Origin of the sequence: Sphingobium sp. TKS (genome assembly GCF_001563265.1) — a bacterium.
Taxonomy (GTDB): Bacteria; Pseudomonadota; Alphaproteobacteria; order Sphingomonadales; family Sphingomonadaceae; genus Sphingobium.
Genome location: NZ_CP005083.1, coordinates 2,520,925 through 2,545,496, shown reverse-complemented (window position 1 = coordinate 2,545,496; position 24,572 = coordinate 2,520,925). Strand labels below are relative to the sequence as shown.

The window sequence follows — 24,572 nt, the reverse complement described above, 5'->3', positions numbered from 1 at the left end:
ACATGCGAACCCGGCTCAACGTCTATTTTCCGCCCGCACTCGCCAAGCAGGTCGATGAGCTGGCGATCCGCCGACGCATCTCGCGATCCGCGATCGTGGAGGCGGCGGTTGCGTCTTACCTGTCCCCGGACGGCGCCGACCGGATGGAGGCGGCTTTCGCGCGCCGGCTCGATCGGCTGTCGCGACAGGTGCAGCGGCTGGAGCGCAACACCGGCCTTTCCACCGAGGCGCTGTCCCTGTTCGTCCGGTTCTGGCTGGCGGTGACGCCGCCGCTGCCCGACGAAGATCAGGCGGCGGCGCAGGTCAAAGGCCGCAAGCGCTACGAGGGCTTCATCGAAACGCTCGGCCGGCGCTTCGCCAGCGGCAAGACCTTAATGGACGAGATTCCCGAAGATGTCTGGCCGCGCTCGATATCGTCCGAGTCGGACTGAATTGCACGGCCGATCATGATGTAGCGGAAAGCCGCTTCCGCCCTCGGCACCGTATCTGCCGCCCCCTCTACTACGCCGACAAGTGGCTGTTGCGGCCCGAGTATTCCTGCGTCTCTTGATGTGCCCCGACAGCCGGGCGGCGGTTCGCCCGGTCCTTTGCAGGGGCCAGTAGTTGACCGTCCACCCGATCCGATCCGAGGCGAAATCACGCGGCGCGCGGATGCTGCGCACCGCGCTCGGGCCGTCGATCGCGGGATGGCTCGACGACCCCGCCGTCATCGAAGTGATGCTGAACCCGGACGGCCGGTTGTGGCTCGATCGGCTCGGCGAAGGCATCAGCGACACCGGCGAGCTGCTCAGCGCGGCGGACGGCGAGCGCATCGTCCGCTTGGTCGCGCATCACGTCGGCGTTGAGGTTCACGCTAAGTCCCCGCGCGTTTCGGCCGAGCTGCCCGAGGGCGGCGAGCGATTCGAGGGTCTATTGCCACCCGTCGTCGCCGCGCCGGCCTTCGCGATCCGCAAGCCCGCAGTCGCGGTGTTCACGCTCGACGACTATGCGCGTGCCGGCATCATGTCGGCGGAGGAGGCCGAGGCGCTGCGCCACGGCGTCGAGACCCGCGCCAATATCCTTGTCGCGGGCGGCACCGGCGCGGGCAAGACCACGCTGGTCAACGCGCTGCTGGCCGAGGTCGCCAAGACCAACGACCGCATCGTCCTGATCGAAGACACGCGCGAGCTGCAATGCGCCGCGCCGAACCTCGTCGCCATGCGCACCAAGGACGGCGTGGTGTCGCTGTCCGAGCTGGTCCGCTCGTCGCTGCGCCTTCGGCCCGACCGCATCCCGATCGGCGAGGTGCGCGGCGCCGAAGCACTCGACCTCATCAAAGCCTGGGGCACCGGCCATCCCGGCGGGGTCGGCACGATCCACGCGGGGACAGCGCTCGGCGCGCTGCGCCGCATGGAGCAGCTCATCCAAGAAGCCGTCGTGACGGTTCCGCGCGCGCTGATTGCTGAGACGATCGACCTGATCGCCGTGCTGGTCCGCGATGCGCACGGACGCCGGCTGACCGAACTGGCCCGCGTCGATGGGCTCGACCCCGCGACCGGCGACTACCGCCTCGCACCTTTCACCACCCCCAAGCCCGGAGACCTGCCATGATCCATGCCCTTCGGCATGGCGCACGCCGCGCCATGCTCACCGCCACCGCCAGCGTGATCGCGCTGACCTTCGCCGTCCCGGCCCGCGCGGGCGGTTCGTCGATGCCGTGGGAAGCCCCGCTGCAATCCATCCTCGAAAGCATCGAGGGTCCGGTGGCGAAGATCGTCGCCGTCATCATCATTATCGTGACCGGCCTGACGCTGGCGTTCGGCGACACGTCGGGCGGCTCGCGCAGGCTGATCCAGATCGTGTTCGGCCTGTCGATCGCGTTCGCCGCCAGCTCCTTCTTCCTGAGCTTCTTCAGCTTCGGCGGCGGAGCGCTGATCGCATGACCAGCGCGGCCGATCATGGCGAACCGATCGCGGGCTATTTCGCGCCGGTCCATCGGGCGCTGACCGAGCAGATTTTGCTCGGCGGCGCCCCGCGCTCGCTCGCCATCGTCAACGGGACGCTGGCGGGCGCGATCGGCCTCGGCCTGCGCCTGTGGATCGCCGGCCTTGTGATCTGGGCGATCGGCCACGGGCTGTCCGTCTGGGCCGCCCGCCGTGACCCGCAATTCGTGGACGTGGCCCGGCGCCACCTCCGCTACCCGACATGGATGCGGCCATGATGAGCTTGCGTGAATATCGCAGCAAAGCTGCAAACCTTCCCGACTTCCTGCCCTGGGCCGCACTGGTCGGCGAAGGCGTGGTGCTGAACAAGGACGGCTCGTTCCAACGCACCGCTCGGTTCCGCGGCCCCGATCTCGACAGCGCCACGCCCGCCGAACTGGTCGCCACGACATCGCGATTGAACAACTCGCTGCGTCGGCTCGGCTCCGGCTGGGCGATCTTCGTCGAGGCGCAGCGCTCGCCCGCGCTGGACTATCCCGAAGCTGCGTTTCCAGATCCCGTGTCGGAGCTGGTCGAGTTCGAGCGCCGCGAGCAATTCCGTGAGGAAGGCACGCACTTCGAGAGCCGCTATTTCCTTACCCTGCTGTGGATGCCGCCGGCCGAGGTAGCCGCGCGCGCCGAAGGCTGGCTCTACGAGGGCCGCTCCACATCCGGCGTCGATCCTTGGGAGCTGCTCAAGGGTTTCACCGACCGCAGCGACCGGGTGCTCAACCTGGTCGAAGGCTTCGTGCCCGAGGTCCGCTGGCTCGATGACGCCGAGACGCTGACCTACTTGCACAGCACGGTTTCGACCCGCCGCCAGCGCGTGCGCGTGCCGGAAACGCCGATGCACCTCGACGCGCTGCTCGCCGACGAGCCGCTGACCGGCGGGCTCGAACCTAAGCTCGGCGATCATCATCTCCGCACGCTCACCATCGTCGGCTTTCCCAACGTCACGTTCCCCGGCTTGCTGGACGAGCTGAATCGGCTCGCCTTCGAGTATCGCTGGTCCACCCGCGCGATCATGCTCGACAAGACCGACGCGACCAAGCTGCTGAGCCGCATCCGCCGCCAGTGGTTCGCCAAGCGCAAGAGCGTCATGGCGATCTTGAAAGAGGTGATGACCAACGAGGTGTCGGTCCTGATGGACAGCGACGCATCGAACAAGGCGGCCGACGCCGACACCGCCCTGCAAGAGCTGGGCGCCGACTATGCCGGCATGGCCTATGTCACCGCGACGGTGACGGTGTGGGACCGCGATCCCGCCATCGCCACCGAGAAGCTGCGGCTGGTCGAGAAGGTCATCCAGGGTCGCGACTTCACCGTCATCCCCGAGGGAATGAACGCGATCGAGGCATGGTTGGGGAGTCTCCCCGGCCACACCTACGCCAATGTCCGCCAACCCCCGATTTCCACCATCAATCTCGCCCACCTGATCCCCCTGTCAGCAGTATGGGCGGGGCCGGAACGGGACGATCATTTCGGTGCTCCCCCCTTGCTCTACGGCAAGACCGAAGGATCGACCCCGTTCCGGTTTTCCCTTCACGTCGGCGATGTCGGCCACACGCTGATCGTCGGCCCGACCGGCGCCGGCAAGTCGGTGCTGCTCGCCCTCATGGCAATGCAGTTCCGCCGCTACGAATGGGCCCAAGTCTTCGCCTTCGACTTCGGCGGCAGCATCCGCGCCACCGCGATCGGGATGGGCGGCGACTGGCAGGATCTTGGCGGGATGCTCGCCGACGAGGCCGGCGACGGCGTGCAGCTCCAGCCGCTCGCCCGCATCGACGATCCGACCGAGCGCGCCTGGGCGGCCGAATGGCTGGCGGCGATCCTCGCGTCCGAAGGCGTGGCGGTCGATCCGCAGGCCAAGGAGCATCTGTGGTCGGCGCTCGGTTCCCTTGCTAGCGCGCCCGTGCCGGAACGCACGCTGACCGGGCTCGCCGTGCTGTTGCAGAGCCAGCAGCTCAAGCAGGCGCTTGCCTCCTATTGCCTTGGCGGGCCGTGGGGCCGGCTGCTCGACGCCGAGGCCGAGCGTCTCGGCGAGGCGTCGGTCCAAGCGTTCGAGACGGAGGGCTTGGTCGGCGCCGGATCGGCCGCCGCCGCCGTCCTGTCGTACCTATTCCACCGGATCGAAGGCCGGCTGGATGGCTCGCCCACGCTCATCATTATCGACGAGGGCTGGCTTGTCCTCGATAGCCCCGACTTCGCCGCACAACTCCGCGAATGGCTGAAAACCCTGCGCAAGAAGAACGCCAGCGTGGTGTTCGCCACGCAGAGCCTCGCCGACATCGAAAGCTCGAACATCGCGCCGGCCATTATCGAGAGCTGCCCGACGCGCATTTTCCTGCCCAACGAGCGCGCGGCCGAACCGCAGATTGCCGCCATCTACGAGCGCTTCGGACTCAACGCCCGCCAGATCGAAATCCTCAGCCGGGCCACGCCCAAGCGCGACTATTACTGCCAGTCCCGGCGTGGCAACCGGCTGTTCGAGCTAGGCCTCGGCGAGGTCGCGCTGGCCTTCGCCGCCGCATCTTCCAAGACCGATCAGCTCCGCATCGCCGAGCTGGTCGAGACCCACGGCCGCGAGCGCTTTGCCGCCGAATGGCTGCGCCATCGCGGCCTCGCCTGGGCGGTCGATCTTCTTCCCGAACCCCCACCCGATCCGCTGGCCGGTCGCCGGGAAGATGCCGGCCAGCTCCCCCTTGCCTTGAAGGACATGACCCCATGAAACCCGATATCCTGCGCCGCGCCATGCTGGCGGGCGCCATCGCCACGTCGAGCATGATCGGCATCACCGCCGCCACGCCGGCGCACGCTCAGTTCGGCGGGATCGTCTATGACCCGACCAACTATGCGCAGAACGTGCTGACGGCCGCCCGGTCGCTCCAGCAGGTCAACAACCAGATTCAGCAAATCCAGCAGCAGGCGACCAGCCTCATCAACGAGGCGCGCAACCTGGCTTCGCTGCCGTTCAGCTCCCTCCAGCAATTGCAGCAGCAGGTGCAGCGCACCCAGCAGCTTCTCGGCGAGGCGCAGCGGATCGCCTACGACGTGCAGAACGTCCAGCAGGTGTTCAATGGCCGCTACAAGGGCGCGGCGCTGACCGGCACCCATGCGCAGATGGTCGCCAACGCCAATGCGCGCTGGGAGGATAGCGTCGGCGCGTTCGAGGACGCGCTGCGCGTTCAGGCCGGTGTCGTCGGCAACATCGACGGCGCGCGCACCACGATGGACGGCCTGGTCACGTCCAGCCAGTCGGCGACGGGTGCGCTCCAGGCGGCGCAGGCAGGCAACCAGCTTCTCGCGCTGCAATCGCAGCAGCTCGCCGACCTGACGGCGCTGCTCGCCGCGCAGGGCCGTGCGCAGGCGCTGGACTCGGCGCGCAACGCGACCGTCGAAGCCGAAAGCCGCGAACGGCTCCGCCGCTTCCTGACGCGCTCCACCGGCTATCAGCCGGGCAACGCCCGCATGTTCCACGACTGACGCCCGTGGACAGCAAGCTCCTCGCGCGCATCGGCGCCATTGTCTTCATCGCCATCACCATCACGATGACGGCGATCGAGATGAGTCGTGCGCCCGAACCACCGCGCGCGGCGCCAGCGGCCGTCTCCGATACCTCGGCGACGGACCCGCTGCTGATCGAGTTGCGCCGCTGCCAGTCGATCGGCGCGGCCGGGGCAAGCGACCCCGATTGCCTGCGCGCCTGGGGGGAGAACCGTCGCCGGTTCCTCGCGCCCGGCGCGCGCCCCGCCGCCCGCATCGCCGATGGCGCTACCCCGCAGGAGAATTGATATGGGCGGCACCGGCGTCGTCGATCGCTTTCTGGATGTCTTCACCCGCTACATCGACAGCGGGTTCGGCCTGCTCGGCGGCGAGGTGGCGTTCATCGCCACCACCCTGATCGTCATCGATGTGACCTTGGCCGCGCTGTTCTGGACCTGGGGTGAAGGCGACGACATCATCGCGCGCCTCGTCAAGAAGACCCTGTTCGTCGGCGTCTTCGCCTACATCATCGGCAACTGGAACAGCCTGGCGCGGATCGTCTTCGAGAGCTTCGCCGGGCTCGGCCTGAAAGCGTCCGGCACGGGCTTCACCGCCGCCGAGTTGCTCCAGCCGGGCCGGGTCGCGCAAGTCGGGTTGGAAGCCGGCGAGCCCATCCTCCAGTCGATTTCCGACCTTATGGGCTGGGTCGCGTTCTTCGAGAATTTCATCCAGATCGCCGTGCTGCTGATCGCCTGGCTGCTGGTCATTCTCGCCTTCTTCATTCTGGCGATCCAGCTCTTCGTGACCCTGATCGAGTTCAAGCTGGCGACGCTCTGCGGCTTCGTCCTCATCCCGTTCGGCCTGTTGGGCAAGACCGCCTTCATGGCCGAGCGCGTGCTGGGGCTCGTGATCTCGTCGGGCATCAAGGTGTTGGTGCTCGCCGTCATCGTCGGCATCGGCTCCACCTTGTTCGACGAGTTCCGCGCCGGCTTCGGCGGCGCGCAGCCAAGCATCGAGGACGCGCTGGCCGTCGCGCTCGCCTCGCTCTGCCTGCTGGGGCTCGGCATCTTCGGCCCGTCGATCGCCAATGGCATCGTCTCGGGCGGCCCGGCGCTCGGCGCAGGCGCCGCGGCCGGCACCGCGCTCGCGGCCGGCGGCGCGCTCGCCGGTGGCGCTGCCGCCGCCCGCCTCGGCGTCGGCGCGGCGGCGGGTGCAGTCGGCGGCGCGGCCCGCGGCGCTGCATTTACGTCTGGCGCTGCCAACAGCGCCTATGCGCTCGGCTCGGCCGGCAAGACCGGCGCGGCAGCCGTTGGCGGTGGCGCTGGCGGCGTCGGTCAGGCCGCTGTGGGCGCAGCCATGTCGCCGCTGCGCAAGGCAGCCGCCTCGCTTAAGGACAGCTACCGCTCCGGCGGCCGCGCCGCCGTCACCGCAACGGGCGGGACCATTTCAGGCGGCAGCTCCACGCCGTCGCCGGACGCACCGGCTGGCGCTCCGGCCTGGGCGTCCGCGATGAAGAACCGCCAGACCATGACCCACGGCGGGACCATCGCCGCCCACACGCTGCGCTCCGGCGACGGCGGCGGCAGCGGCGCGTCCGTCGACACCAGCCAGAAGGATTGATCCATGTTTAAGCGCCCCAGCATCCGCTACGGCCAGACGCCCGAACCCGCGACCCCTTATCAGCGCGCGGCGCAGGCATGGGACGACCGCATCGGGTCCGCGCGCGTGCAGGCGAAGAACTGGCGGCTCGCTTTCTTCGGGACGCTGGCGCTATCGGGCGGTCTAACCGGCGGCCTCATCTGGCAATCGGCTCGCGGCCACATCGTCCCGTGGGTGGTGCAGGTCGATCGGCTCGGCGAGGCGCAGGCGCTCGCGCCCGCCGAGGGCGGCTACCGCCCGACCGATCCGCAAGTCGCGTTCCATCTCGCGCGCTTCATCGAGCAGGTTCGCGCGGTTCCGGCCGATCCGGTCATCGTGCGCCAGAACTGGCTTCGCGCCTACGACTTCACGACCGACAAGGGCGCGCTGTTCCTCAACGATTATGCACGCGCCAACGACCCGTTCGCGCAGGTCGGCAAGGTGCAGGTCGCGGTGGATGTGTCGAGCGTGATCCGTGCTTCGTCCGACAGCTTCCGCGTCGCCTGGACCGAGCGGCGCTATCAGGACGGCAGCCTCGCCGCGACCGAGCGCTGGTCGGCGATCCTCACCGTCGTCGTGCAGCCGCCGCGAACGCCCGACGCCCTGCGCAAGAACCCGCTCGGCGTCTTCGTCAATGCCCTCAACTGGTCGAAGGAGCTGTCGCAATGACCGGCATACCCATCCGCCGCGCGGCCACGGCCGCGCTGTTCGTCTCCGCATCCGCGCACACCGGCTGCGCCACCACGTCGGCCAGGCCGCCCGTCATCGCGTTCGACGATCCGCCCCCGGCGATCGTGGCGACGCCCGCGGCCGAGCCGCCCCGCGCGGTCGAGATCGTCACGATCCCCGAGCCGCTGCCGCTGCCCGGTCAGTTGAAGCCGGTGACGGAAGGTCCGCGGCCGGCGGAGCCCGCCGATCCACGCCGCCGCGTCGGCGACGCCAACGACGCCGCGCGCATCCAGCCGGTGCGCGACGGCTTCCTCAACGCCATCCAGCAATATCCGTGGACCGAAGGCGCGCTCTATCAAGTCTATGCCGCGCCCGGCCAGGTGACGGACATCGCCTTGCAGGAAGGCGAGCAGCTCGTCGGGCCGGGGCCGGTCGCGGCCGGCGACACGGTGCGGTGGATCATCGGCGACACGGTGAGCGGCAGCGGCGCGACCGCGCGCGTGCATATCTTGGTGAAGCCCACCCGGCCTGACCTCGCCACCAATCTTGTCATCAACACCGACCGTCGCACCTATCATCTGGAGCTGCGCGCCACGCCCGCGACCTACATGGCGTCAGTGTCCTGGTCCTATCCGCAGGACCAGCTCATCGCCTTACAGGGTCGCAATGCGGCTGCTGTTGCCGCCGCGCCGGCAGCCACCGGCGTGGACGTGACGGTGCTCAATTTCCGCTACCGGATCGAAGGAGACCGCGTGCCGTGGACGCCAGCCCGTGCGTTCGACGACGGGCGGCAGGTGTTCATCGAGTTTCCCGCAGGGATCTCGCAGGGCGAGATGCCGCCGCTGTTCGTGACCGGCGCGCACGGCGACGCCGAGCTGGTCAATTACCGGGTGCAGGGCCGCTACATGGTGGTCGATCGCCTATTCGCCGCCGCCGAGTTGCGCCTGGGCGACCGGCGCACCGAGCAGCGCGTCCGCATCGTGCGCGACGACGGGCGGAGGGGGCGGCCGTGACCGACAGCCACGATGCGCCAGCCGAAGCGCGGTCGGAGCCGCAGGCCGCTCGCCCCGATCCCGCCGCGTTCCAGCTTCGCGGCCATCCGCCCCGCGTCATGCGGCTGTCCCGCAAGGCGCTCGCCGTCGTCGGCGTGGCCGCCGGGCTCGGCATAGGTGGTTCATTGATATACGCGCTACGGCCGCCGGGCGATCGAGCCGCGCAGGAACTCTACAACACCGACAGTCGCGCTACGTCCGAGACGATCACGTCCGGCCCGCGCGATTATGCGCAGGCGCCCCGGCTAGGCCCGCCACTCCCCGGCGACCTCGGCCGCCCGATCGTGTCGGCGCAGCAGCGCGGCGAGGACGTGCCCGTGCCGCCGATCGGCGCGCGGCCAGGTCCGCCCGATCCGCGCGCGCAGGCCGCGGAGGCGGCTCGGCAACGTGCGGCGCAGGAGCGCGATGCGGCCCGCACCAGCTCGGTGTTCCTCGGCAGCGGCGGCCCGCGCGCGGGTGCGGAGCCGGTCTCGACGCCGGGCTTGCCGGCGCCTTCCGCGCAGGAACCGACTCAGCAGGAAGCGCAAGGCGATCAGGCCGGCAAGCGCGCCTTCATGGCGCCGGCGGCCAACCAGCGCACGGTCAGCGTCGAGCGACTGACCGCGCCGGCATCCCCGAACCTCGTGCAGGCCGGCAGCATCATCCCGGCCGCGCTCATCACCGGCGTCCGTTCGGACCTGCCCGGCCAGATCACCGCCCAAGTGACGGCCAACGTCTATGATAGCCCAACCGGCCGCATCCTGCTCATCCCGCAGGGCGCCCGCCTGATCGGCGAGTATGACAGCAAGATCGCCGCCGGGCAGACCCGCGTGCTGCTCGCCTGGGATCGGCTCATCATGCCGGACGGCCGCTCGGTCGTTCTCGAGCGCCAGCCCGGCGCCGACGGTGCAGGCTTCGCGGGCCTACAGGACCGCGTAAACCAGCATTGGGGCAATCTGCTCAAGGCCGCGGCCATCTCGACCCTGCTTGGCGCGGGCGCCGAGCTAGGCGCGGACGATGAAGACAACCTGACCCGCGCGTTGCGACGCGGCTCGCAGGACACCATCAATCAGACCGGCCAGCAGATCGTTCGGCGGCAGCTCAACGTGCAGCCGACGCTCACAATACGACCGGGGCATCCTTTGCGCGTGGTTCTCACCCGCGACCTGGTGCTTGAACCGGTGGGAGCAACAAGATGACGAAGTTAAAGCTGGGTCCGCTCGCCGACGACCGCCCCGTGAAGCTGACAGTGGAGCTGCCGGCTTCCGTCCACCGCGATCTTGCGGCATACGCCGCTATGCTCGCGGCCGAGACCGGCGGGGACGCCATTCCTCCCGAAAAGCTCGTTTCGCCGATGCTGGCGAAGTTTATGGCGAGCGACCGGGGCTTCTCCCGCCGCCGTGACGCCAAGGGCTGAGACGTCCGGCTAGGGTCAGTTACCCAAGAACCGCCTGCGGCGCTCCTGCGCGTCCAGCTTCGTGGGCCGGGGCCGCGCGTCATGTGCCTGTCGAAGAAGGCGCTGGCCGCGTTCGGCGTAGTGGTCGGCCGCAGCCTCAGCGGCTCGCTTTGCGATGTTATCGCGCCCAAAGAGGAAAAGGCGGACAAGTAACTCTGCAATACCGAAAGCCGCGCCGCATCCTAGACCATCACGTCGGGACCGAAGGATTTCGGTCAGGTCCCCAAGCATGACGAAGCCCGCTCCGAACTGGACGACCAGCGTAAGCAGCACGATGGTGATTATCTCGCCTTGCGCCATGATGCGCTTCTTTGTCCGGTTCCAAATCAGTCCGGCCGTTGGTTGCGATCCGGCCTGTTAACGTCACATCTCACTGCATCGCGCGTTCACGGGATGTCGAAGGACAGCGCATGGCGGTCGCGCACGAAGGCGAGGAAACGCCTCAGCGCGGGATTGCAGTTGTCCTTTCGCCAGTAGCCCGAATAGCTGATGAAGGCCGGCCCCTGCTCGCCCTGGACGGGGCGATAGACGACATCGGGATAGCGCGCGCCCGTCGCGCCCTCGCAGACGATCGACACGGCCGACCCGCCGCCCAGCACGCTCAGGATCGCCTCGCGGCTGGCCTGATGCATCCTGATGTCGGGAGGCTCGCCCGCCACCATCAGGCGGCCGAGCAGCAGGTCGCGAATTTCCGGGCCGGGATCGGCGGCGGGCAGCAGAAAGCGCTCGCGCCGCAAATCGGTCCAGTGAACGGTTTCGCTCGCGGCAAGGGTATGATTGGCCGGCAGCGCGGCCATGACACGCTCAGTCCAAAACGGCTCGCGGCGCAAATCGACATGGTTTGCTTCCCCGATCAGGATGGCAATATCGATCTCACCCGTGTCCAACCCTGCCAGCAGCGCGCCCCGATCGGCTTCCATACCGTCGATCTCTACATCTGGATTGGCCGCCAGCCAGCCCAGCATCGCCGCCCGCAGATAACCCGTCGAGATCGCGCTGTTGTGCCCGATCGCGAGGCCGCCGGCGCGGCCCTGACCCGCCGCCCGCATGGTCGTAACCATCTTGTCCGCGCTCGCCACCATGTGCCGCGCCGCGCGAATAAACTGTGCGCCGGCGAGCGTTATGCTGACACCGGCCTGCGAGCGGTTGAAAATCCGGCCGCCGATGACGCGCTCCAGTTTGAGGATAGCCCGGCTCAACGTGGACTGCTCCACGTTCAGCACGCGCGCAGCCCGGTAGAAACTGCCATGATCCGCCGCGGCGATTGCATAACGAAGCTGACAAATATTGAAAGGCAACTACCACTCCGCCAATCATACATTTTCTACATAAAATAAATATCCCCCCCCTATTAAATACATCTGTAGATACTATTCCGATATCAAATGCAGTTTAGTAGCATCAGATTTGTCCTGATCGCGCTGTTAGCATCCCCATGCCGGTGATCCATTCAGGTATGGGTTCATAATATTGGCTGACAACCTGGTACGGACGGGACCGGGCAAGCGCTGCCATGGCGGCAATCCAACAGCGCACTTCATTGACGCCGCCCCCACACGACTCAATTAGATCGGACTCATTCCAGTGGTCTGCGATGCTGATCTCTCCATTCGCCATTGCGGCCATGAAATGCCTGTCCCACTCGGGATTGAGGTTCCGCAAACCTGTCCCGCCGCTTTTGAAAGCCGCAGCGGCCCGGAAGACATTGCCCTGTCGCGCGGCGCGATCGGCAAAGGATGTTTCGCCCCCCGCGATCATCCGTGCCCGCGCTTCGGGGCTGGCAGTGGCGATGTTGGGGAGCGGCGGATCGTGCGACAGGCCGCCGGAGCCGATGAACACGATCCGTTCGGGTCGGCCCTTCGCCCATTCGCCTACGGCCTCGCCTAGCACACGGGTACGCTGGAAAGGCGGGCGCGGTGCGGCGGCGCAATTGATGAATATCGGGACGAGCCGCGGCAATTCCGCCCCTATTTTGGAAAACAGCAGCTCGAGCGGTTGGGTCGCGCCATGGTCGACCAGCATGTCAAACGACAAGGCAGCATCCACGCCTTGGTCTATCACCGAGGCCGAAAGCGAAAGGGCCGCTTCCTCGTCCACCGGCATTGCTCCCGGCACGGAGCCATAGTCTCCTAGCGAGCGAGCCCGGGCACCGATGCAGAATGGCGGCAGGATGTTGTATTGAAAGCCGTTCATATGGTCGGGATAGAAGACGACGAGAAGATCGGGGCGCATCTCCTCTAATATTCGCGCACTCTCCGCCACGGCCGCGTGGAAACGCTGCTCGGCTTCCGGCTCGGTGCGGTTACGGTCCATGAGCGGGGAATGGCTCATGCAGATGGCCCCCATAATCATCGCCTCGTTCCTCTCCCCGCTTTTGCGGGCTCATGGTGCAGGTGTAGCCGTAACCGATCAGTGGCGCAGGAAATCCAGCACCATCCGGTTGAACTCATCGGCATGTTCCCACTGTGCCCAGTGTCCGCACTGGTTGAAGATGTGCAGCCGCGAATCCGGGATGCCCGCGACCAGGCGTAGGCCTGCGTCCATGGGGACAACCCGGTCCTGACGCCCCCAGACGATCAGCGTCGGTGCAGCGATGGCGGGCAGTCTGGGGCCGAAGTCCGGGAACTGGCGCGGATTGAGCTCAGAGGACTTTAGAAAATTCTCCAGATGGTCGCGCCGATCCAGCATATTGGCAAGCCGAACATTGAGCAGATCGCCTGTAAGCACGCTGGGATCGAACACGAAGACGTCATTGAACCGCTTCAGGTTCTCCAACGTAGGGTCGCGATATAGCGCGTTGAGCAACTTGATGCCTTCGGTCGGCATCGGGGCGAACAGGCTGGCCCCGCCTGTTCCGCCTCCCATCAGCACCAGCTTGCCGGTCTGCTCGGGATAGGTGAGCGCAAAGGCGACCGCGCTGTGCCCGCCCATAGAATTCCCGAGCATATCCACCCGGTCGATTCCGAGCGCGTCGATGACGCCCTTCACGATGCGGGCATTGAGGTCAGAACGCGAACCGGCGTTGACGATGCTGTCGCTCTTCCCCCAACCCGGCACGTCGATCAGCAGGACGCGAAAGCCAGCATCCACCAGCGGCTCGACATTGCGGTGAAAGTTCGCCCAGCCGCTCGCGCCCGGACCGGACCCGTGCAGCATCACGACCACTCGCGATCCGGCGCGGAAGTCGTTATAGTGAATATTCAGTTCGCCATCGCCTTCCGCAACGGTGACGAAATGGCTCGCATTTTCTTCACTGATGGTCATCATCACGGCTCCAGCCAGAATGTGTGTGGGGCGTGGCGCATCAGCCGGCCTTGTCGTTGAGCATGTCGAGAGCAACGTCGACGATCATGTCTTCCTGTCCGCCCACCATCTTGCGGCGGCCCAGTTCGACCAGAATTGCGCGGGTATCGAGGCCATATTCGGCCGCCGCCTTTTCCGCGTGACGCAGGAAAGAGGAATAGACCCCCGCATAGCCGAGCGTCAGCGTCTCCCGGTCCACCCGCACCGGGCGATCCTGCAAGGGGCGGACAAGTTCTTCACCGGCGTCCATCAGCGCGAACAAGTCCGTGCCGTGGTTCCAGCCCATCACGTCAGCGGCCGCAATGAATACTTCGAGCGGCGCATTGCCTGCCCCGGCGCCCATGCCCGCCAGACTGGCATCGACACGCACCGCACCGCCCTGAACCGCAACCACGCTGTTCGCGACGCCAAGGCTGAGGTTGTGGTGCGCATGAACGCCGCGCTGGGTTTCCGGCTTCAGCACGCGGTCATAGGCCGCAAGGCGCGCGGCATACTGGTCCATCGTCATCGCACCGCCGCTGTCCGTCACATAGACGCAGTGGGCGCCGTAGCTTTCCATCAGCAGCGCCTGTTTGGCCAGCGCCTCCGGTTCTGACATGTGGCTCATCATCAGAAAGCCCGACACGTCCATCCCGAGGCCGCGCGCATATTCGATATGTTGCTTCGCGACGTCAGCCTCGGTGCAGTGGGTCGCCACCCGCACCGAACGCACGCCCATCTCGTGAGCACGTTTCAGATCATGGATCGTGCCGATACCAGGCAAAAGCAGCGTCGTGAGTACGCTGTGCTCCAACACTTCGGCCACCGCGCCGATCCAGTCCCAATCGGTGTGTGCGCCAAAGCCATAGTTGAAGGAGGAACCTGAAAGGCCATCGCCATGGGCGACCTCGATCGCATCGACCTTCGCACGGTCCAGCGCCCTTGCAATCGCGATCACGTGATCGATTCCGTACTGATGTCGCACGGCGTGCATACCATCGCGCAGAGTGACATCCTGGATATACAGCTTGTCGCGGGTTGGATCGAAGGTCATGCCGAAACTCCTTCGCGAAGACGCTGCGCGATCTTTTCGGCGGTCCGGAGCGCCGCGGACGTCATGATGTCGAGATTGCCAGCATACGCAGGCAAATAATGGGCGGCGCCCTCGACCTCGAGGAACACGCTGACCTTCAGTCCGGTGAACTCGGTTTGACCGGTGTCCGCCATTTCCGGGATGCGGAGCGGGTAATTGGATCCGACATGTTCAAACTGAACGGGCTGCTTCAGACGGTAGCCCGGAACATAGTCCTGCACCTGCGCCACCATCTGCGCCACCGACTGTTCGATGGCGGCCGTATTGGCCACCTCGGTGAGGCAATAGACCGTGTCGCGCATGATCAGCGGCGGTTCGGCGGGATTGAGAACGATAATAGCCTTGCCCCGCGTCGCGCCGCCGACCTGCTCGATGGCCTGGCTGGTCGTCTCGGTGAACTCGTCGATGTTGGCGCGGGTGCCGGGCCCAGCACTTTTCGACGCAATTGACGCTACGATCTCGCCATAGTGGACCTTGGCGACACGGTTGATCGCGTGGACGATCGGGATCGTTGCCTGACCGCCGCAGGTCACCATGTTCACATTGCGGGCATCGAGATGATCGTCACCATTGACCGGCGGTATGACGTGCGGGCCGATGGCAGCGGGCGTCAGATCGACCACATGCTTGCCGTGGCGCTGGAGGATCTCGTTGTTCCGGGAATGGGCTCCTGCAGACGTCGCATCGAAGACGATGCCGATCTTTTCGAACCCGGGCATTGCTACCAGGCCAGCGACACCTTCAGCAGTGGTGGGGACGCCGAGCCGCTCGGCGCGCTTCAGGCCATCCGATTCAGGGTCGATGCCGACAAGGGCACCCATCTGCAGACTGTCGGAAAGACGCATCACCTTGATCATAAGATCGGTCCCGATGTTGCCGGATCCGATGATCGCAACGGGAAGTTTGTCGCTCATGAGTCAGTCCCTGTAAGAGAAGGAGACAGTGCCAAGGCCACCGATGGTGGCCCTGACAATGTCGCCCGCGGCGATCGGCACCATTGGGCCGAGCGCGCCGGTAAGGATCAAGTCGCCCTTGCGCAGCGGTTCTCCCTGCTCGGCAAGCAGGTTTGCGAGCCAAATGGCTGCGTTGAGGGGGTGGCCCAGACACGCTGCGCCCGCGCCAAGCGACGCGATCTCCCCGTTCTTCTCGAGCACCATACCGCAGGTCCACAGGTCGAGCCCGGCGAGTTCATGGCGGGTATTGCTCAGCACGTAGAGACCTGATGAGCCGTTATCGGCGACGGTATCTGCGAAACTGATCTTCCAGTCCGCGATCCGGCTGTCGACGATTTCGATGGCCGCCGCCACCTCGGCAATAGCTGCCTCCAGTTCCTCGCGAATTACCGTACGATCCGGCAAATCAGCCCCAAGGATCAGCGCGACTTCAGCCTCCGCCTTGGGCTGGAGCAGGCGGCTGACGGGAACGGTGCCACCATCGGCCACCGCCATGTCTTCGAACAGCACGCCGAAATCGGGTTGATCCACGCCAAGCTGCGCCTGCACCGCCTTGGCCGTCAGTCCGACCTTGCGCCCCGCCACGCGGCGGCCCTGATCAATCCAGTGACGCGTGTTGATCGACTGAATGGCGTAAGCGCCCGCGCCATCATCAACCGCGAGGATATCGCGCAAGGGCGCAACGGCTCCATTGGAATAGGCTTCACGCAAGCGCTCGGCGGCTATGTGTTGCTGGGACATTTATCGGTATCCGGTTTTGTGTTGACGAACCAAGAGTTGAGAAGAAGAGCGCATCACCCGGCGGACATGCCGCCATCGACCGGCAGCGCCGCGCCGGTCACATAGGCAGCGCGTGGGGACATGAGCCAAACAACTGCTTCGGCCACTTCCGCGGGCTGGCCGATGCGCCCCATGGGCACGGCATCATCCATCGCATGTGCGTCTCCGCCGGTGACTTTCAGGAAATTGGGGGTAAGTGTGCCGCCGGGACAGACCGCGTTGACCCGGATACCCGCCTTGGCGCCGTCCAGCGCGGCCGCCTTGGTCAGCCCGACGACCGCGAACTTGCTCGCGACATAGTGGGACAGGCCCGGCATCGCCTTGAGCCCGAAGATCGAGGCATTGTTGACGATGGCGCCGCCTGTCTCCGCCATCGCTTCGAACTGGTATTTCACGCCCCAGTAAACGGCCTTGAAATTGAGGTTGATCACCCATTCGGCCTCGTCCTCAGGGATCTGGTCGATTGGCTTGAAATCGGCATGGCCGCCTGCGTTGTTGAAAGCGAGATCCAGCCTCCCGAAGCGGCTGACCGCCGCGTCCACTACGCCCTTGATCCCGTCACGTACCGAAACGTCCGCGCTGTGAGCAAAGGCTGTGCCGCCCAGGCCCGCGATCTCCGAGCAAAGGTCTTCCAGCGGCGCAAGACGGCGGCCGACCAGAAGCAACGTCGCGCCCTCTCGTGCCATGGCGAGAGCCGCAGCGCGGCCCATGCCACTTCCGCCCCCGGTTACGATCCCGTATTTTCCGCGCAGTTCCATTTCGTTCAGTTCCCAGAGCGTCTTGCTGTCAGTCAATCGGGCGGTTCAGGTGCCAGAGCGTCTCGCGCTGGAAGGCGATTCCCGCGCGCAATAAAAGGTCTTTACGCCCCCGCGCCGCCGCAAGCTGAAAGCCAAGCGGCGCTCCGTTCGCCGCTGGCGCACACGGCTGACACGTCATGGCCGAAGCTTCGCGGCCAATATCCACAGTCGCCAGATCAGCATAATGGAGGTCGTTGACAATCATGGTAGCGTTCTGTCCGATGCCAAAATGCGAAGGCGGCAACACCGCCCCGCAGGTCTTATTGCCCGCCCCCGATCAGGATGGACGCCATGCGCGCAGGCTTGTCGCCAAGATTGCGCCACGCGTGGCGCGTGCCGTTCTGGATGACGACATCCCCGGCCTTGAGATGGGTAAGCTCGCCATCATCCAGCTCCATCCACAGTTCCCCTTCGAGGATGATGTCGTAATCGACCGTCATGGTCTTGTGCTTGCCCGAACCATCGGGATCGAACGTCTCGGCAAGACCGGGCAGGAACTTCATCTGTTCGGCGCCGGCGGCTTCGGGATCGAAATCGGGAGAAGCCATCACACTGTCAGGCGGGAACTGAACGATGATGAACGAGGAACCGTGCGGCGAAGGCAGCATGGAAACCACCTGCGCAACAGGATCTTTCCCGTCAAAAGGCAGGCTGGGCACCGCTGGAGCTTCCCACGCCAGCGTCGTCTGGAATCCGGGCACCGCAGCAAAGTTGTGCGTGTTGCTGACCGGTCCATCAGACATGACATAGGAACGTCCATCGCGCTCCGCCGTTACCACACGTCTTACCATCTCAATTTTCCTTTCCTTGCGCGTTCAAGCGCCGTGCATCAGGGCTGGACGACCACGTTGACGAAGCCGCCCGCGCGCTTTTCAGCGACGGCAAGCGCCTCGTTCACCTGATCGAGCGGGAAAACACGATGTTCGAAAACGGACAGGTCCAGCGTTCCGGCAGCAGCCATCGCGGCCACGTCCTGCCCTTCAGCCACGGTGAACCAGAGTGAGCCTACAAGGCTGATCTGCGCGCACATCAATTGATGCATGTTGACCGAAATCGGCGCGTTCATCCCGCCCACGTCGACCAGTTTGCCGCCGCGCCGCAGCGCGTCGATGGCATCGATCATCACTTGCGCGGGCGCACCCGGCCCCATTGTATCGAGTACGGCATCCACGCCCAGCCCATCGGTCAGCCCCTTGGCCCAATCGCCAACAGGCTCCTCACCAGATGACAGCACAAATATTCGCGAAGGATCGATCGCCCGCACCCGCCCCAGCAGTTCCTTATTCCGCCCCACGCCCAGAACCCGCGTCGCGCCCATGGCCAGCGCCAGCAAGACAGCGCCAAGGCCCAGCGTGCCGCTCGCCCCGTTGATAAGCACCGTCCGCCCCGGTCCAACCCCGGCTTTGACAAGGCCCGAATAGGCGGTGCCGAGGTATCCGAATCGCGCCGCCTGCTCAAAGCTCACCGCTTCGGGCAGTTTCACCAGTCCGTTGGCAGGCGCGGTCGCATACTGGCTGAAACCGCCATAGGGATAATTGCGATAGACTTCCGTTGATGCCGGACCAAAGCCGAAATAGCCTTGAAAGGTATAGGCCGTACAATTGATCGCATCGAGCGAACGGCAGGCGTGGCACGATCCGCATGAGCGGCCGGGATTGATATAAACCCGATCACCGGGCGCGATGCCCGTCACCATCTCTCCCACTTCCTCAACTACGCCTGCGGCATCCAGCCCATAAATAGCCGGAAGCGGCGGCACCGTGAGATAGGCCCGGTCACCATAATTGCTCATCACGTTGCGCAGATTGGGAACAACGCCAGCCGCCTTGACCGCGACCACAACGTCGAGCGCGCGGGGCGCAGGGCGATCGATTTCATCTACCAGAAAGGACCCGCCGGGCGCGTGGACACGCGCCGCGTTCATCTTGGCCATTTGCTTCTCTCCTCGTCGTCGGTTCGTGTTTTCAAAGGCCCAGTTCGCTGCGCGGGCGGGTCAATGTGTCGATCAGTGCGTAGGCAATCTTGCGCGCGCAGGGCATCAGATCGGGCACGTAAGTCGCGCCCATGCCACCCAGTCCTTCCGCCACCGGTTCGGGCGATCCACTCGCTGGCCAAGGCCAGCCGATCCGTGCAGTGGGTACCCCATATCGGCGCAGCGCGGCGCCATCGGTCTGCCCGCCCAGCGGATCGGGCACGGGATGCGGACGCCCCTCCTCCGTCTCCCAGCCACGCCGGGCAGACTGGATAATCCAATTATCGGGATCGGTCGTGCCGCCAGGCACGGAACCATACATGTCCCATTCCAGCTCCAGATCGGGAAAACGCGCCGAAAGATCGCGCACGAAAGCCGCAAACTGCGCCTTCACTTCCGCCGGACTGGTGCGCGGGTTGATCCGCAAGTCGAAGAACAGCTCGGTCACCGCCGAAGGGAACGAGGGCCGCTCGTCAGAGCCGGAACGGATGCCCGCTATCCAGCCGTGCGGCTTGATGACGCCCGACTCATTGCGATCGGCATAGTCGATCAGCCATTGTTCCAGTTCAGGAATGACTGTGGCCGCCGGAATGATGGAACTGCGAAAGCCCGGCGTTCCGCGCGGTACTCCGGCGTAACCATAGCTGCCCAGAACACGCAGGCGGAACCAGCCGATGCCCGGCTCTTCGTGATAGACGAAGTTCCACGGCTTCATGATAATGGCGAAATCCGCCGCCGCGCCGCGCGCCAGCAGGTGATGCAGGCCATTGGACATGCCCGCATGATCGCGCGCGGCAATGTCCACCGGCATGCCGCCATCGGCAAGGCCGAACAGCAGATCGCCGGTAAGCGGCACTTCCGCCTCGATCAGCGCGGTCGCCACCTCGGTCAGCGTGGCGATCATCCCCTTGGGATTGGATGCTCCCAAACCATAGACCCAGTCCCCCAGAATCTTCGCCTGCGGATGAAGATCAATGAAGTGGGACGGACCGACCCATGGCTGATCGTCCGCATTGCCTTCCAGATGCGTATCGATTGGGCAATAAAGCATCACCGCTGCACCGCCGCCGCTGCCACGCTTTTCGGCAAGCACATTGCCGGTGATCTCGTTTATCGGCATGTAGCGCGCATTCATGCCGATCTTGCCAAGCCGGGATGCCATGAACTCGCTGGCTTCGCGGGTTGCGCCCGTCGGGCTATGAATATCCGTCAGATCGAAGATCAGCCGCTGGAGCCGCGTGGGATCAAGCCGTGCGACCGTCGCATCCAGCCATTGCTGACGCTGTTCGCCGAAAGGCACCTGCACTGTGGGCTTCATGGATTTCCTCCCGCGGCTTCGCTGGGCACGAACTGTTCGGCAAAGATGTTGTCCGGGTTGACGCCCAGCTCCTCCAACCGGGCGAAGGCGGCCTCGATCATCCGGGGCGGACCACACAGATAAGCGACCGTATCGGGGTGGGTGACGTCATCCGGCCCCAGCGCGTCCACCGGATTGCCCGCCAGCAAAGAACCCGTTGCCCCGCGATCGACGGATATGCGCGAGCGCAGGGTCGGCATCCACTGTTCGCGCAAGCGGATTGCATCGAGACCGAACAACGCATCGGGATCGGTGCAACCGAAGCTCAAGACGGTCCTGGGTTTCGGACCGGACTGGGCTCGCAGTCCGTCAAGAATGGAGAGCATCGGCGCAAGACCAGTACCGCCAGCTACCAGGATATGCGGCGCACGTACCTTGTCGCGCAGAAAGAAGGCGCCGAACGCACCTTCGATATCCAGCACATCGTCCGGTTTGGCTTCGTCAGTCAGCCATTGCGACATAACGCCGCCCGGCAGGAGCCGGATGAGGAAATCCAGATGCGGCAGATCCTTCGGGGTGCTGGCGGGCGAATAGCTGCGCACAGCCTCGGCGCCGGGAACTGAAATCTGGAAGAACTGCCCCGGACGGAAATCCACCCAGAAGCCGTCCGCCAGTTCCAGCCGCAGCCGCACGACATTGGAGGCAATGCGCTCGACCTCGTTGACGAAAGCCTTCGCCTTGGTCGCCCGGACCGCGCCTGCCTCGCTGTCATAGCCGAGTTCGAACCGGCAAGAGCCGATCGCCTGCGTCTGGCACAGCAGCCGCATTCCAGCTTCGTATTCGCTGCGGAGCAACGTGGTGTGTCCACCCGCTTGCCGCGTTTCCCCGGCGATCAACCGGGCAACGCAACTGGAGCAGCTTCCCGACCGGCACTGGTAGAGCAGCGGCAGATCGGCAGCGATGCCTGCATCCAGTATGCTCTCACCCGGCTTTACACTGACGGTGCGCTCGACACCGTCAGCGAAAGCCAGGAGCACGTCGGCAGAGCCGGCCACCGATCAGTCCTCGATCTTCTGGACTTTGTAACCGGGAGGCACGCCCTCGGCTGTGCGGCGCATGCGAAGGCTCGTGGTCGGAATTTTGCCCTCCACACCGCGCGGCGGCTTGGCGATGCCACGGTTCCAGCGCGAGGCGAGCTTGCGCCAGGTGATCGGTGAAACATCGGTGGAGACGAGTTGTTCGTCATCCCAGCCGCTACCATCGGCATAGAAGTCCTGCATCGCCTCACGAGCGTAGATATCGCAGTCATTGAAGCCATTCAGCGCCAGCGGCTTGTAGAATGTCTTGTAGCGATAGTCGTAAGCCTTCCGGTCTTCCTCGGCGGGACATATCTTCACCAGGACCTCCCAGTATTCATGGGTGTCGTGGGTGATCGGAACATACCATTCATACTGGACGACATGTTCTTCCGGCCAGTTTTCGACCATCAGAACGCCGGGCAGCACAACCGAGGTTCGATAGAAACGTCCGTTCATCCCTTCGATCTTGAGGCCGAGCCGCTCGTTCTCGAGAACCGGCGCCCACTTGTCGGTGAACAGCCACTGCATCATGCCCTTGGGCTGCCCCTCGTCCTCGACCACCTCAATGCAGTCTTCGGAGGTCGGCAAAATGCCGAGCGGCAGCGTCCAGTTCAGCGCATGGACGATGCTGTTATCCTTGTGGACAAGGATATGTGCGTTATCGAAGCCGTTTTCGCACGCGATGCGCCAGTCGCCAAAGCCAGTGCGATGCATCCCCTTGGTCACCGCACCCTCATCCAGAATGCTGGGCGCCGCAGGCCAGAGCGGGTGCGGAAAACGCTCGCTGTTCTGCGGGAACCGATAGGGTAAATCTTCGGCCAGCGGCGGCACGTCTTCGAGCGCAAAGTCATCCTCGCGTACGAACACGAAGATCATGCCCGCCACCTCTTCCACCGGATAGGTGGTTAATCCCGTCGTGCCGATCAGCGGATCGTCGGGATTGGCGACGATCGTCGAAAGCTTGCCGTTTTCAAGATCGAAGGTGAAGCCATGATACCAACAGCTGATCGAATCCTTGGTAAAGCAGGTCGGCTTGGCGGACAGACGGACTCCCCGGTGAACGCACTGATCCTTCAATGCATAGATCTTGCCCTCCACCCGGCGCAGCACGATGGGGATTCCACAAATCTGAATTCCTTCGACAGCTTCCTCAGGAAGTTCCTCGCTGAACAGCGCGGGATACCAGTGATTGATAAAACCCCAGGCTGCGTCCTTGTATGGCTGATACTGGCTTTGAAGACCGGTATCGTTCACCCGGGCCGCGCCAGCGTCGTCGCCTCCACGGACCTGGCGCCGTCGCACGATCGAAGTATCGCTCTCGCTCATTAGTCTCTCCGCCATTTTTGATGCCCGGCCGCCCCCCCCCGCATCGCGCTAAGGGACATGGCTGCACTCGAAGGCGAGAAGCCAGTTTATCAAGAGAAAGTCAATAGATTTTCAATCGAGCATGGATAAAAAGGATTCGCAACTTGAAGGGATTGTCCCGTTGCGGTAGGCCGCGCGCCATGCGATTTTCATAGAAGGTCCTGAAAAATCGAGATGAACAGCGTCATGGAACCAAAATATTATCGAGGCTGGCACTTGGCGAAATCAGATTTCGAATATCGCGTTACCGGTTTCGAATGGTCGGTGCTGCGCTTCTCAGAATCGTTTGCCCGGTTTGTCGCTGAAACGGGTTCAGTCATCTTCACAAGTGACCTGAAGATGTCGGAACATATAATTCTGCACATAATTCGCATGCAGGATCGGCCGAAGAATGGCGCTACCATTGCTCGACTTATGAACCGGGATGATCTTCCGAATATACAATATTGTCTTCGGAAACTTGAATCGGCTGGCCTGGTCCAAAAAATCCGTGAAGGAAAAGGAAATCAATTCGCCTATGCGGTCACTGAAAAGGGCGAAAAAGTTACCGACGAATACCACGGTATTAAGGCGCAGATCTTAATGAATCGCCTGATGCAGATTCAGGATGTGCCAGAAAAGCTGGAAATGCTCACCAATTTTCTCTCGATACTGACGGGAGTTTATGAAGAGGCTGCTCGTGACAGCGCAACCATCACGCCGAACGAACTGCCACCCTCCTGAGCGGATTATTTTCCATGTCGGTCGACCTGCTCGCAGGCTGGAGTCTGCGTGCAAGGATCAGCGACTGATACAGCGCCGCAATCTGGCTGAGGATCGAAAGCGCCAGCGTTTCAGGGTCACGTGTTGCCGGGATCAGGCCGATCGGCCCGACCAGACGCTTCAACGCTACGTCTTCGACACCGCGTGACCGCAGTTCCGCCAGGCGCCGCGCATGCGTTGTTCGGCTTCCCATGGCGCCTATGAACAATGCGTCCTGTTCTAATGCCTGCATGATCAGATCCGGTTCCCAGTCATGATCGTGGAACAGCATCACCACAGCCGTATAACCGTCTATCCGCAAATGATCCGACCGCGCCGGTGTCTTGAGCAAGAAGCCCGGCACGCCCCATTCCGCCACCCTGGCGAGGAGGTCCGCGTCGGGACTGATGACGGTGACCTGCGCGCCATAAGGGTAAGCGAGCTGAGCCAGGACTTCGGTCTCTGTGCCGTGTCCAACGATGACCAGACGGAGGTCGGGATGATGATGTGCAACAAAGGCATTCCCACGCCAACCGATTGTGGAGGCATGAATCTCTTCCGTAGCAAGGCCGCCGTCACGCCCGACAACAAGCGCGACCGCGACGCGGCCGTCCAGCATCCGCTGCGCCGCCTTTATGCTCTCCTGGGCCGGATCGGGAATGATCAGCAAGTCCAGTCCGCCGCCGCAGGGGAGCCGAATGTCGATATAGGGCGAACCTGCACCGAAACGCACACATTCCGGAATGCACGACTTCATGATGCGGAGCGCCTCGCCAACGACGGCTGCCTCCACACAGCCGCCCGAAAGAGAGCCGTGATAGGTCCCGCTTTCGGCGACGGCCATGTGTGTTCCTGGCGCACGCGAGGATTGGCCAACAACGCCGGTGATCGTCACCAGCGCGGTGCGTTCGCCGCGGGCTGCGGCATCGTTCAGAAACCGGAAGAGGGCCGAGGCACCTTTCATGGCAAACGCTC

General features: G+C 64.5%; 28 protein-coding genes. 13 read left to right on the top strand and 15 right to left on the bottom strand.

Going from position 1 to position 24,572, the window contains the following annotated elements; genetic code table 11:
• The first annotated feature begins 2 nt into the window (after window positions 1–2).
• The 12 genes from K426_RS12715 (at window position 3) to K426_RS12660 (ending at window position 10,199) form a co-directional block, all read left to right on the top strand.
• Entirely contained in the window at window positions 3–431 is a 429-nt protein-coding gene (locus tag K426_RS12715) for a CopG family transcriptional regulator (protein ID WP_066554474.1), read from the top strand.
• A gap of 172 nt (window positions 432–603) precedes the next feature.
• On the top strand, window positions 604–1,590 hold the full coding sequence (gene trbB / locus K426_RS12710) for a P-type conjugative transfer ATPase TrbB (protein ID WP_066554473.1): 987 nt from the start codon (window positions 604–606) through the stop codon (window positions 1,588–1,590).
• A complete protein-coding gene (locus K426_RS12705) occupies window positions 1,587–1,922 on the top strand; it encodes a TrbC/VirB2 family protein (protein WP_066557567.1) in 336 nt (111 codons plus the stop codon). Before trbB ends, K426_RS12705 begins: the two co-directional genes overlap by 4 nt.
• Window positions 1,919–2,200, top strand: coding sequence for a VirB3 family type IV secretion system protein (locus K426_RS12700; RefSeq protein ID WP_066557564.1), 282 nt, complete (start codon window positions 1,919–1,921; stop codon window positions 2,198–2,200). Before K426_RS12705 ends, K426_RS12700 begins: the two co-directional genes overlap by 4 nt.
• Window positions 2,197–4,689, top strand: coding sequence for a conjugal transfer protein TrbE (gene trbE / locus K426_RS12695; protein WP_066561377.1), 2,493 nt, complete (start codon window positions 2,197–2,199; stop codon window positions 4,687–4,689). Before K426_RS12700 ends, trbE begins: the two co-directional genes overlap by 4 nt.
• On the top strand, window positions 4,686–5,444 hold the full coding sequence (gene trbJ, locus K426_RS12690; RefSeq protein WP_066554458.1) for a P-type conjugative transfer protein TrbJ: 759 nt from the start codon (window positions 4,686–4,688) through the stop codon (window positions 5,442–5,444). Before trbE ends, trbJ begins: the two co-directional genes overlap by 4 nt.
• Window positions 5,445–5,449: 5 nt before the next feature.
• A complete protein-coding gene (trbK-alt, locus tag K426_RS12685; protein ID WP_066554455.1) occupies window positions 5,450–5,752 on the top strand; it encodes a putative entry exclusion protein TrbK-alt in 303 nt (100 codons plus the stop codon).
• Between the two features lies 1 nt (window position 5,753).
• Window positions 5,754–7,064 carry a P-type conjugative transfer protein TrbL gene (gene trbL / locus K426_RS12680; RefSeq protein ID WP_066554453.1) on the top strand — a complete coding sequence of 437 codons (1,311 nt, stop codon included), beginning with the start codon at window positions 5,754–5,756 and terminating at the stop codon, window positions 7,062–7,064.
• Between the two features lie 3 nt (window positions 7,065–7,067).
• Window positions 7,068–7,751 carry a conjugal transfer protein TrbF gene (gene trbF / locus K426_RS12675; RefSeq protein WP_066554451.1) on the top strand — a complete coding sequence of 228 codons (684 nt, stop codon included), beginning with the start codon at window positions 7,068–7,070 and terminating at the stop codon, window positions 7,749–7,751.
• Window positions 7,748–8,764: a P-type conjugative transfer protein TrbG gene (trbG, locus tag K426_RS12670; RefSeq protein WP_066554446.1), complete on the top strand. Its 1,017-nt coding sequence runs from the start codon at window positions 7,748–7,750 to the stop codon at window positions 8,762–8,764. The genes trbF and trbG overlap by 4 nt, the downstream gene beginning before the upstream one ends.
• Window positions 8,761–9,981: a TrbI/VirB10 family protein gene (locus K426_RS12665; protein WP_066554444.1), complete on the top strand. Its 1,221-nt coding sequence runs from the start codon at window positions 8,761–8,763 to the stop codon at window positions 9,979–9,981. The genes trbG and K426_RS12665 overlap by 4 nt, the downstream gene beginning before the upstream one ends.
• A complete protein-coding gene (locus K426_RS12660) occupies window positions 9,978–10,199 on the top strand; it encodes a DUF2274 domain-containing protein (protein ID WP_066554441.1) in 222 nt (73 codons plus the stop codon). Before K426_RS12665 ends, K426_RS12660 begins: the two co-directional genes overlap by 4 nt.
• A 15-nt stretch (window positions 10,200–10,214) precedes the next feature.
• Here K426_RS12660 and K426_RS12655 read toward each other — a convergent pair whose 3' ends face one another.
• The 14 genes from K426_RS12655 to K426_RS12590 all read right to left on the bottom strand — a co-directional run bounded on the left by K426_RS12655 (window position 10,215) and on the right by K426_RS12590 (window position 22,817).
• Window positions 10,215–10,538 (bottom strand): hypothetical protein, encoded by a 324-nt coding sequence (locus K426_RS12655; protein ID WP_066554438.1) that lies wholly within the window; start codon window positions 10,536–10,538, stop codon window positions 10,215–10,217.
• 86 nt (window positions 10,539–10,624) lie between these two features.
• Window positions 10,625–11,536 carry a LysR family transcriptional regulator gene (locus tag K426_RS12650; protein WP_082748433.1) on the bottom strand — a complete coding sequence of 304 codons (912 nt, stop codon included), beginning with the start codon at window positions 11,534–11,536 and terminating at the stop codon, window positions 10,625–10,627.
• A gap of 103 nt (window positions 11,537–11,639) precedes the next feature.
• Window positions 11,640–12,584, bottom strand: a complete 945-nt coding sequence (locus K426_RS12645; protein WP_257721814.1) for a 3-carboxyethylcatechol 2,3-dioxygenase — start codon at window positions 12,582–12,584, stop codon at window positions 11,640–11,642.
• A gap of 63 nt (window positions 12,585–12,647) precedes the next feature.
• Complete coding sequence (locus tag K426_RS12640; protein ID WP_197672709.1) at window positions 12,648–13,505, bottom strand: alpha/beta fold hydrolase; 858 nt, start codon at window positions 13,503–13,505, stop codon at window positions 12,648–12,650.
• Window positions 13,506–13,542: 37 nt separating this feature from the next.
• The gene (gene dmpG / locus K426_RS12635; RefSeq protein WP_066554435.1) at window positions 13,543–14,574 is read right to left on the bottom strand and encodes a 4-hydroxy-2-oxovalerate aldolase; all 1,032 of its coding nucleotides are present in this window, start codon (window positions 14,572–14,574) and stop codon (window positions 13,543–13,545) included.
• On the bottom strand, window positions 14,571–15,527 hold the full coding sequence (locus tag K426_RS12630) for an acetaldehyde dehydrogenase (acetylating) (protein WP_066554432.1): 957 nt from the start codon (window positions 15,525–15,527) through the stop codon (window positions 14,571–14,573). The genes dmpG and K426_RS12630 overlap by 4 nt, the downstream gene beginning before the upstream one ends.
• A 3-nt stretch (window positions 15,528–15,530) precedes the next feature.
• Window positions 15,531–16,307 (bottom strand): 2-keto-4-pentenoate hydratase, encoded by a 777-nt coding sequence (locus K426_RS12625; RefSeq protein ID WP_066554429.1) that lies wholly within the window; start codon window positions 16,305–16,307, stop codon window positions 15,531–15,533.
• Between the two features lie 53 nt (window positions 16,308–16,360).
• On the bottom strand, window positions 16,361–17,140 hold the full coding sequence (locus K426_RS12620; protein ID WP_197672708.1) for an SDR family NAD(P)-dependent oxidoreductase: 780 nt from the start codon (window positions 17,138–17,140) through the stop codon (window positions 16,361–16,363).
• Window positions 17,133–17,348 (bottom strand): hypothetical protein, encoded by a 216-nt coding sequence (locus K426_RS12615; protein ID WP_066554421.1) that lies wholly within the window; start codon window positions 17,346–17,348, stop codon window positions 17,133–17,135. The genes K426_RS12620 and K426_RS12615 overlap by 8 nt, the downstream gene beginning before the upstream one ends.
• Window positions 17,349–17,403: 55 nt before the next feature.
• On the bottom strand, window positions 17,404–17,934 hold the full coding sequence (locus tag K426_RS12610) for a cupin domain-containing protein (RefSeq protein ID WP_145907190.1): 531 nt from the start codon (window positions 17,932–17,934) through the stop codon (window positions 17,404–17,406).
• 38 nt (window positions 17,935–17,972) lie between these two features.
• On the bottom strand, window positions 17,973–19,076 hold the full coding sequence (locus K426_RS12605; RefSeq protein WP_237229786.1) for an alcohol dehydrogenase catalytic domain-containing protein: 1,104 nt from the start codon (window positions 19,074–19,076) through the stop codon (window positions 17,973–17,975).
• A gap of 31 nt (window positions 19,077–19,107) precedes the next feature.
• A complete protein-coding gene (locus K426_RS12600; RefSeq protein WP_066554414.1) occupies window positions 19,108–20,433 on the bottom strand; it encodes a M20 family metallopeptidase in 1,326 nt (441 codons plus the stop codon).
• The gene (locus K426_RS12595; protein ID WP_066554398.1) at window positions 20,430–21,467 is read right to left on the bottom strand and encodes an FAD-binding oxidoreductase; all 1,038 of its coding nucleotides are present in this window, start codon (window positions 21,465–21,467) and stop codon (window positions 20,430–20,432) included. Before K426_RS12595 ends, K426_RS12600 begins: the two co-directional genes overlap by 4 nt.
• Before the next feature lie 3 nt (window positions 21,468–21,470).
• Window positions 21,471–22,817: a Rieske 2Fe-2S domain-containing protein gene (locus tag K426_RS12590; RefSeq protein WP_066554396.1), complete on the bottom strand. Its 1,347-nt coding sequence runs from the start codon at window positions 22,815–22,817 to the stop codon at window positions 21,471–21,473.
• A 213-nt stretch (window positions 22,818–23,030) separates the two neighbouring features.
• On the opposite strand from K426_RS12590, the gene K426_RS12585 reads away from it, so the two are divergent.
• The gene (locus K426_RS12585; RefSeq protein ID WP_237229785.1) at window positions 23,031–23,579 is read left to right on the top strand and encodes a winged helix DNA-binding protein; all 549 of its coding nucleotides are present in this window, start codon (window positions 23,031–23,033) and stop codon (window positions 23,577–23,579) included.
• Here the strand turns inward: K426_RS12585 and K426_RS12580 are convergent.
• The gene (locus tag K426_RS12580) at window positions 23,551–24,561 is read right to left on the bottom strand and encodes an XdhC family protein (protein ID WP_066554392.1); all 1,011 of its coding nucleotides are present in this window, start codon (window positions 24,559–24,561) and stop codon (window positions 23,551–23,553) included. The genes K426_RS12585 and K426_RS12580 overlap by 29 nt on opposite strands.
• Between the last annotated feature and the right edge of the window lie 11 nt (window positions 24,562–24,572).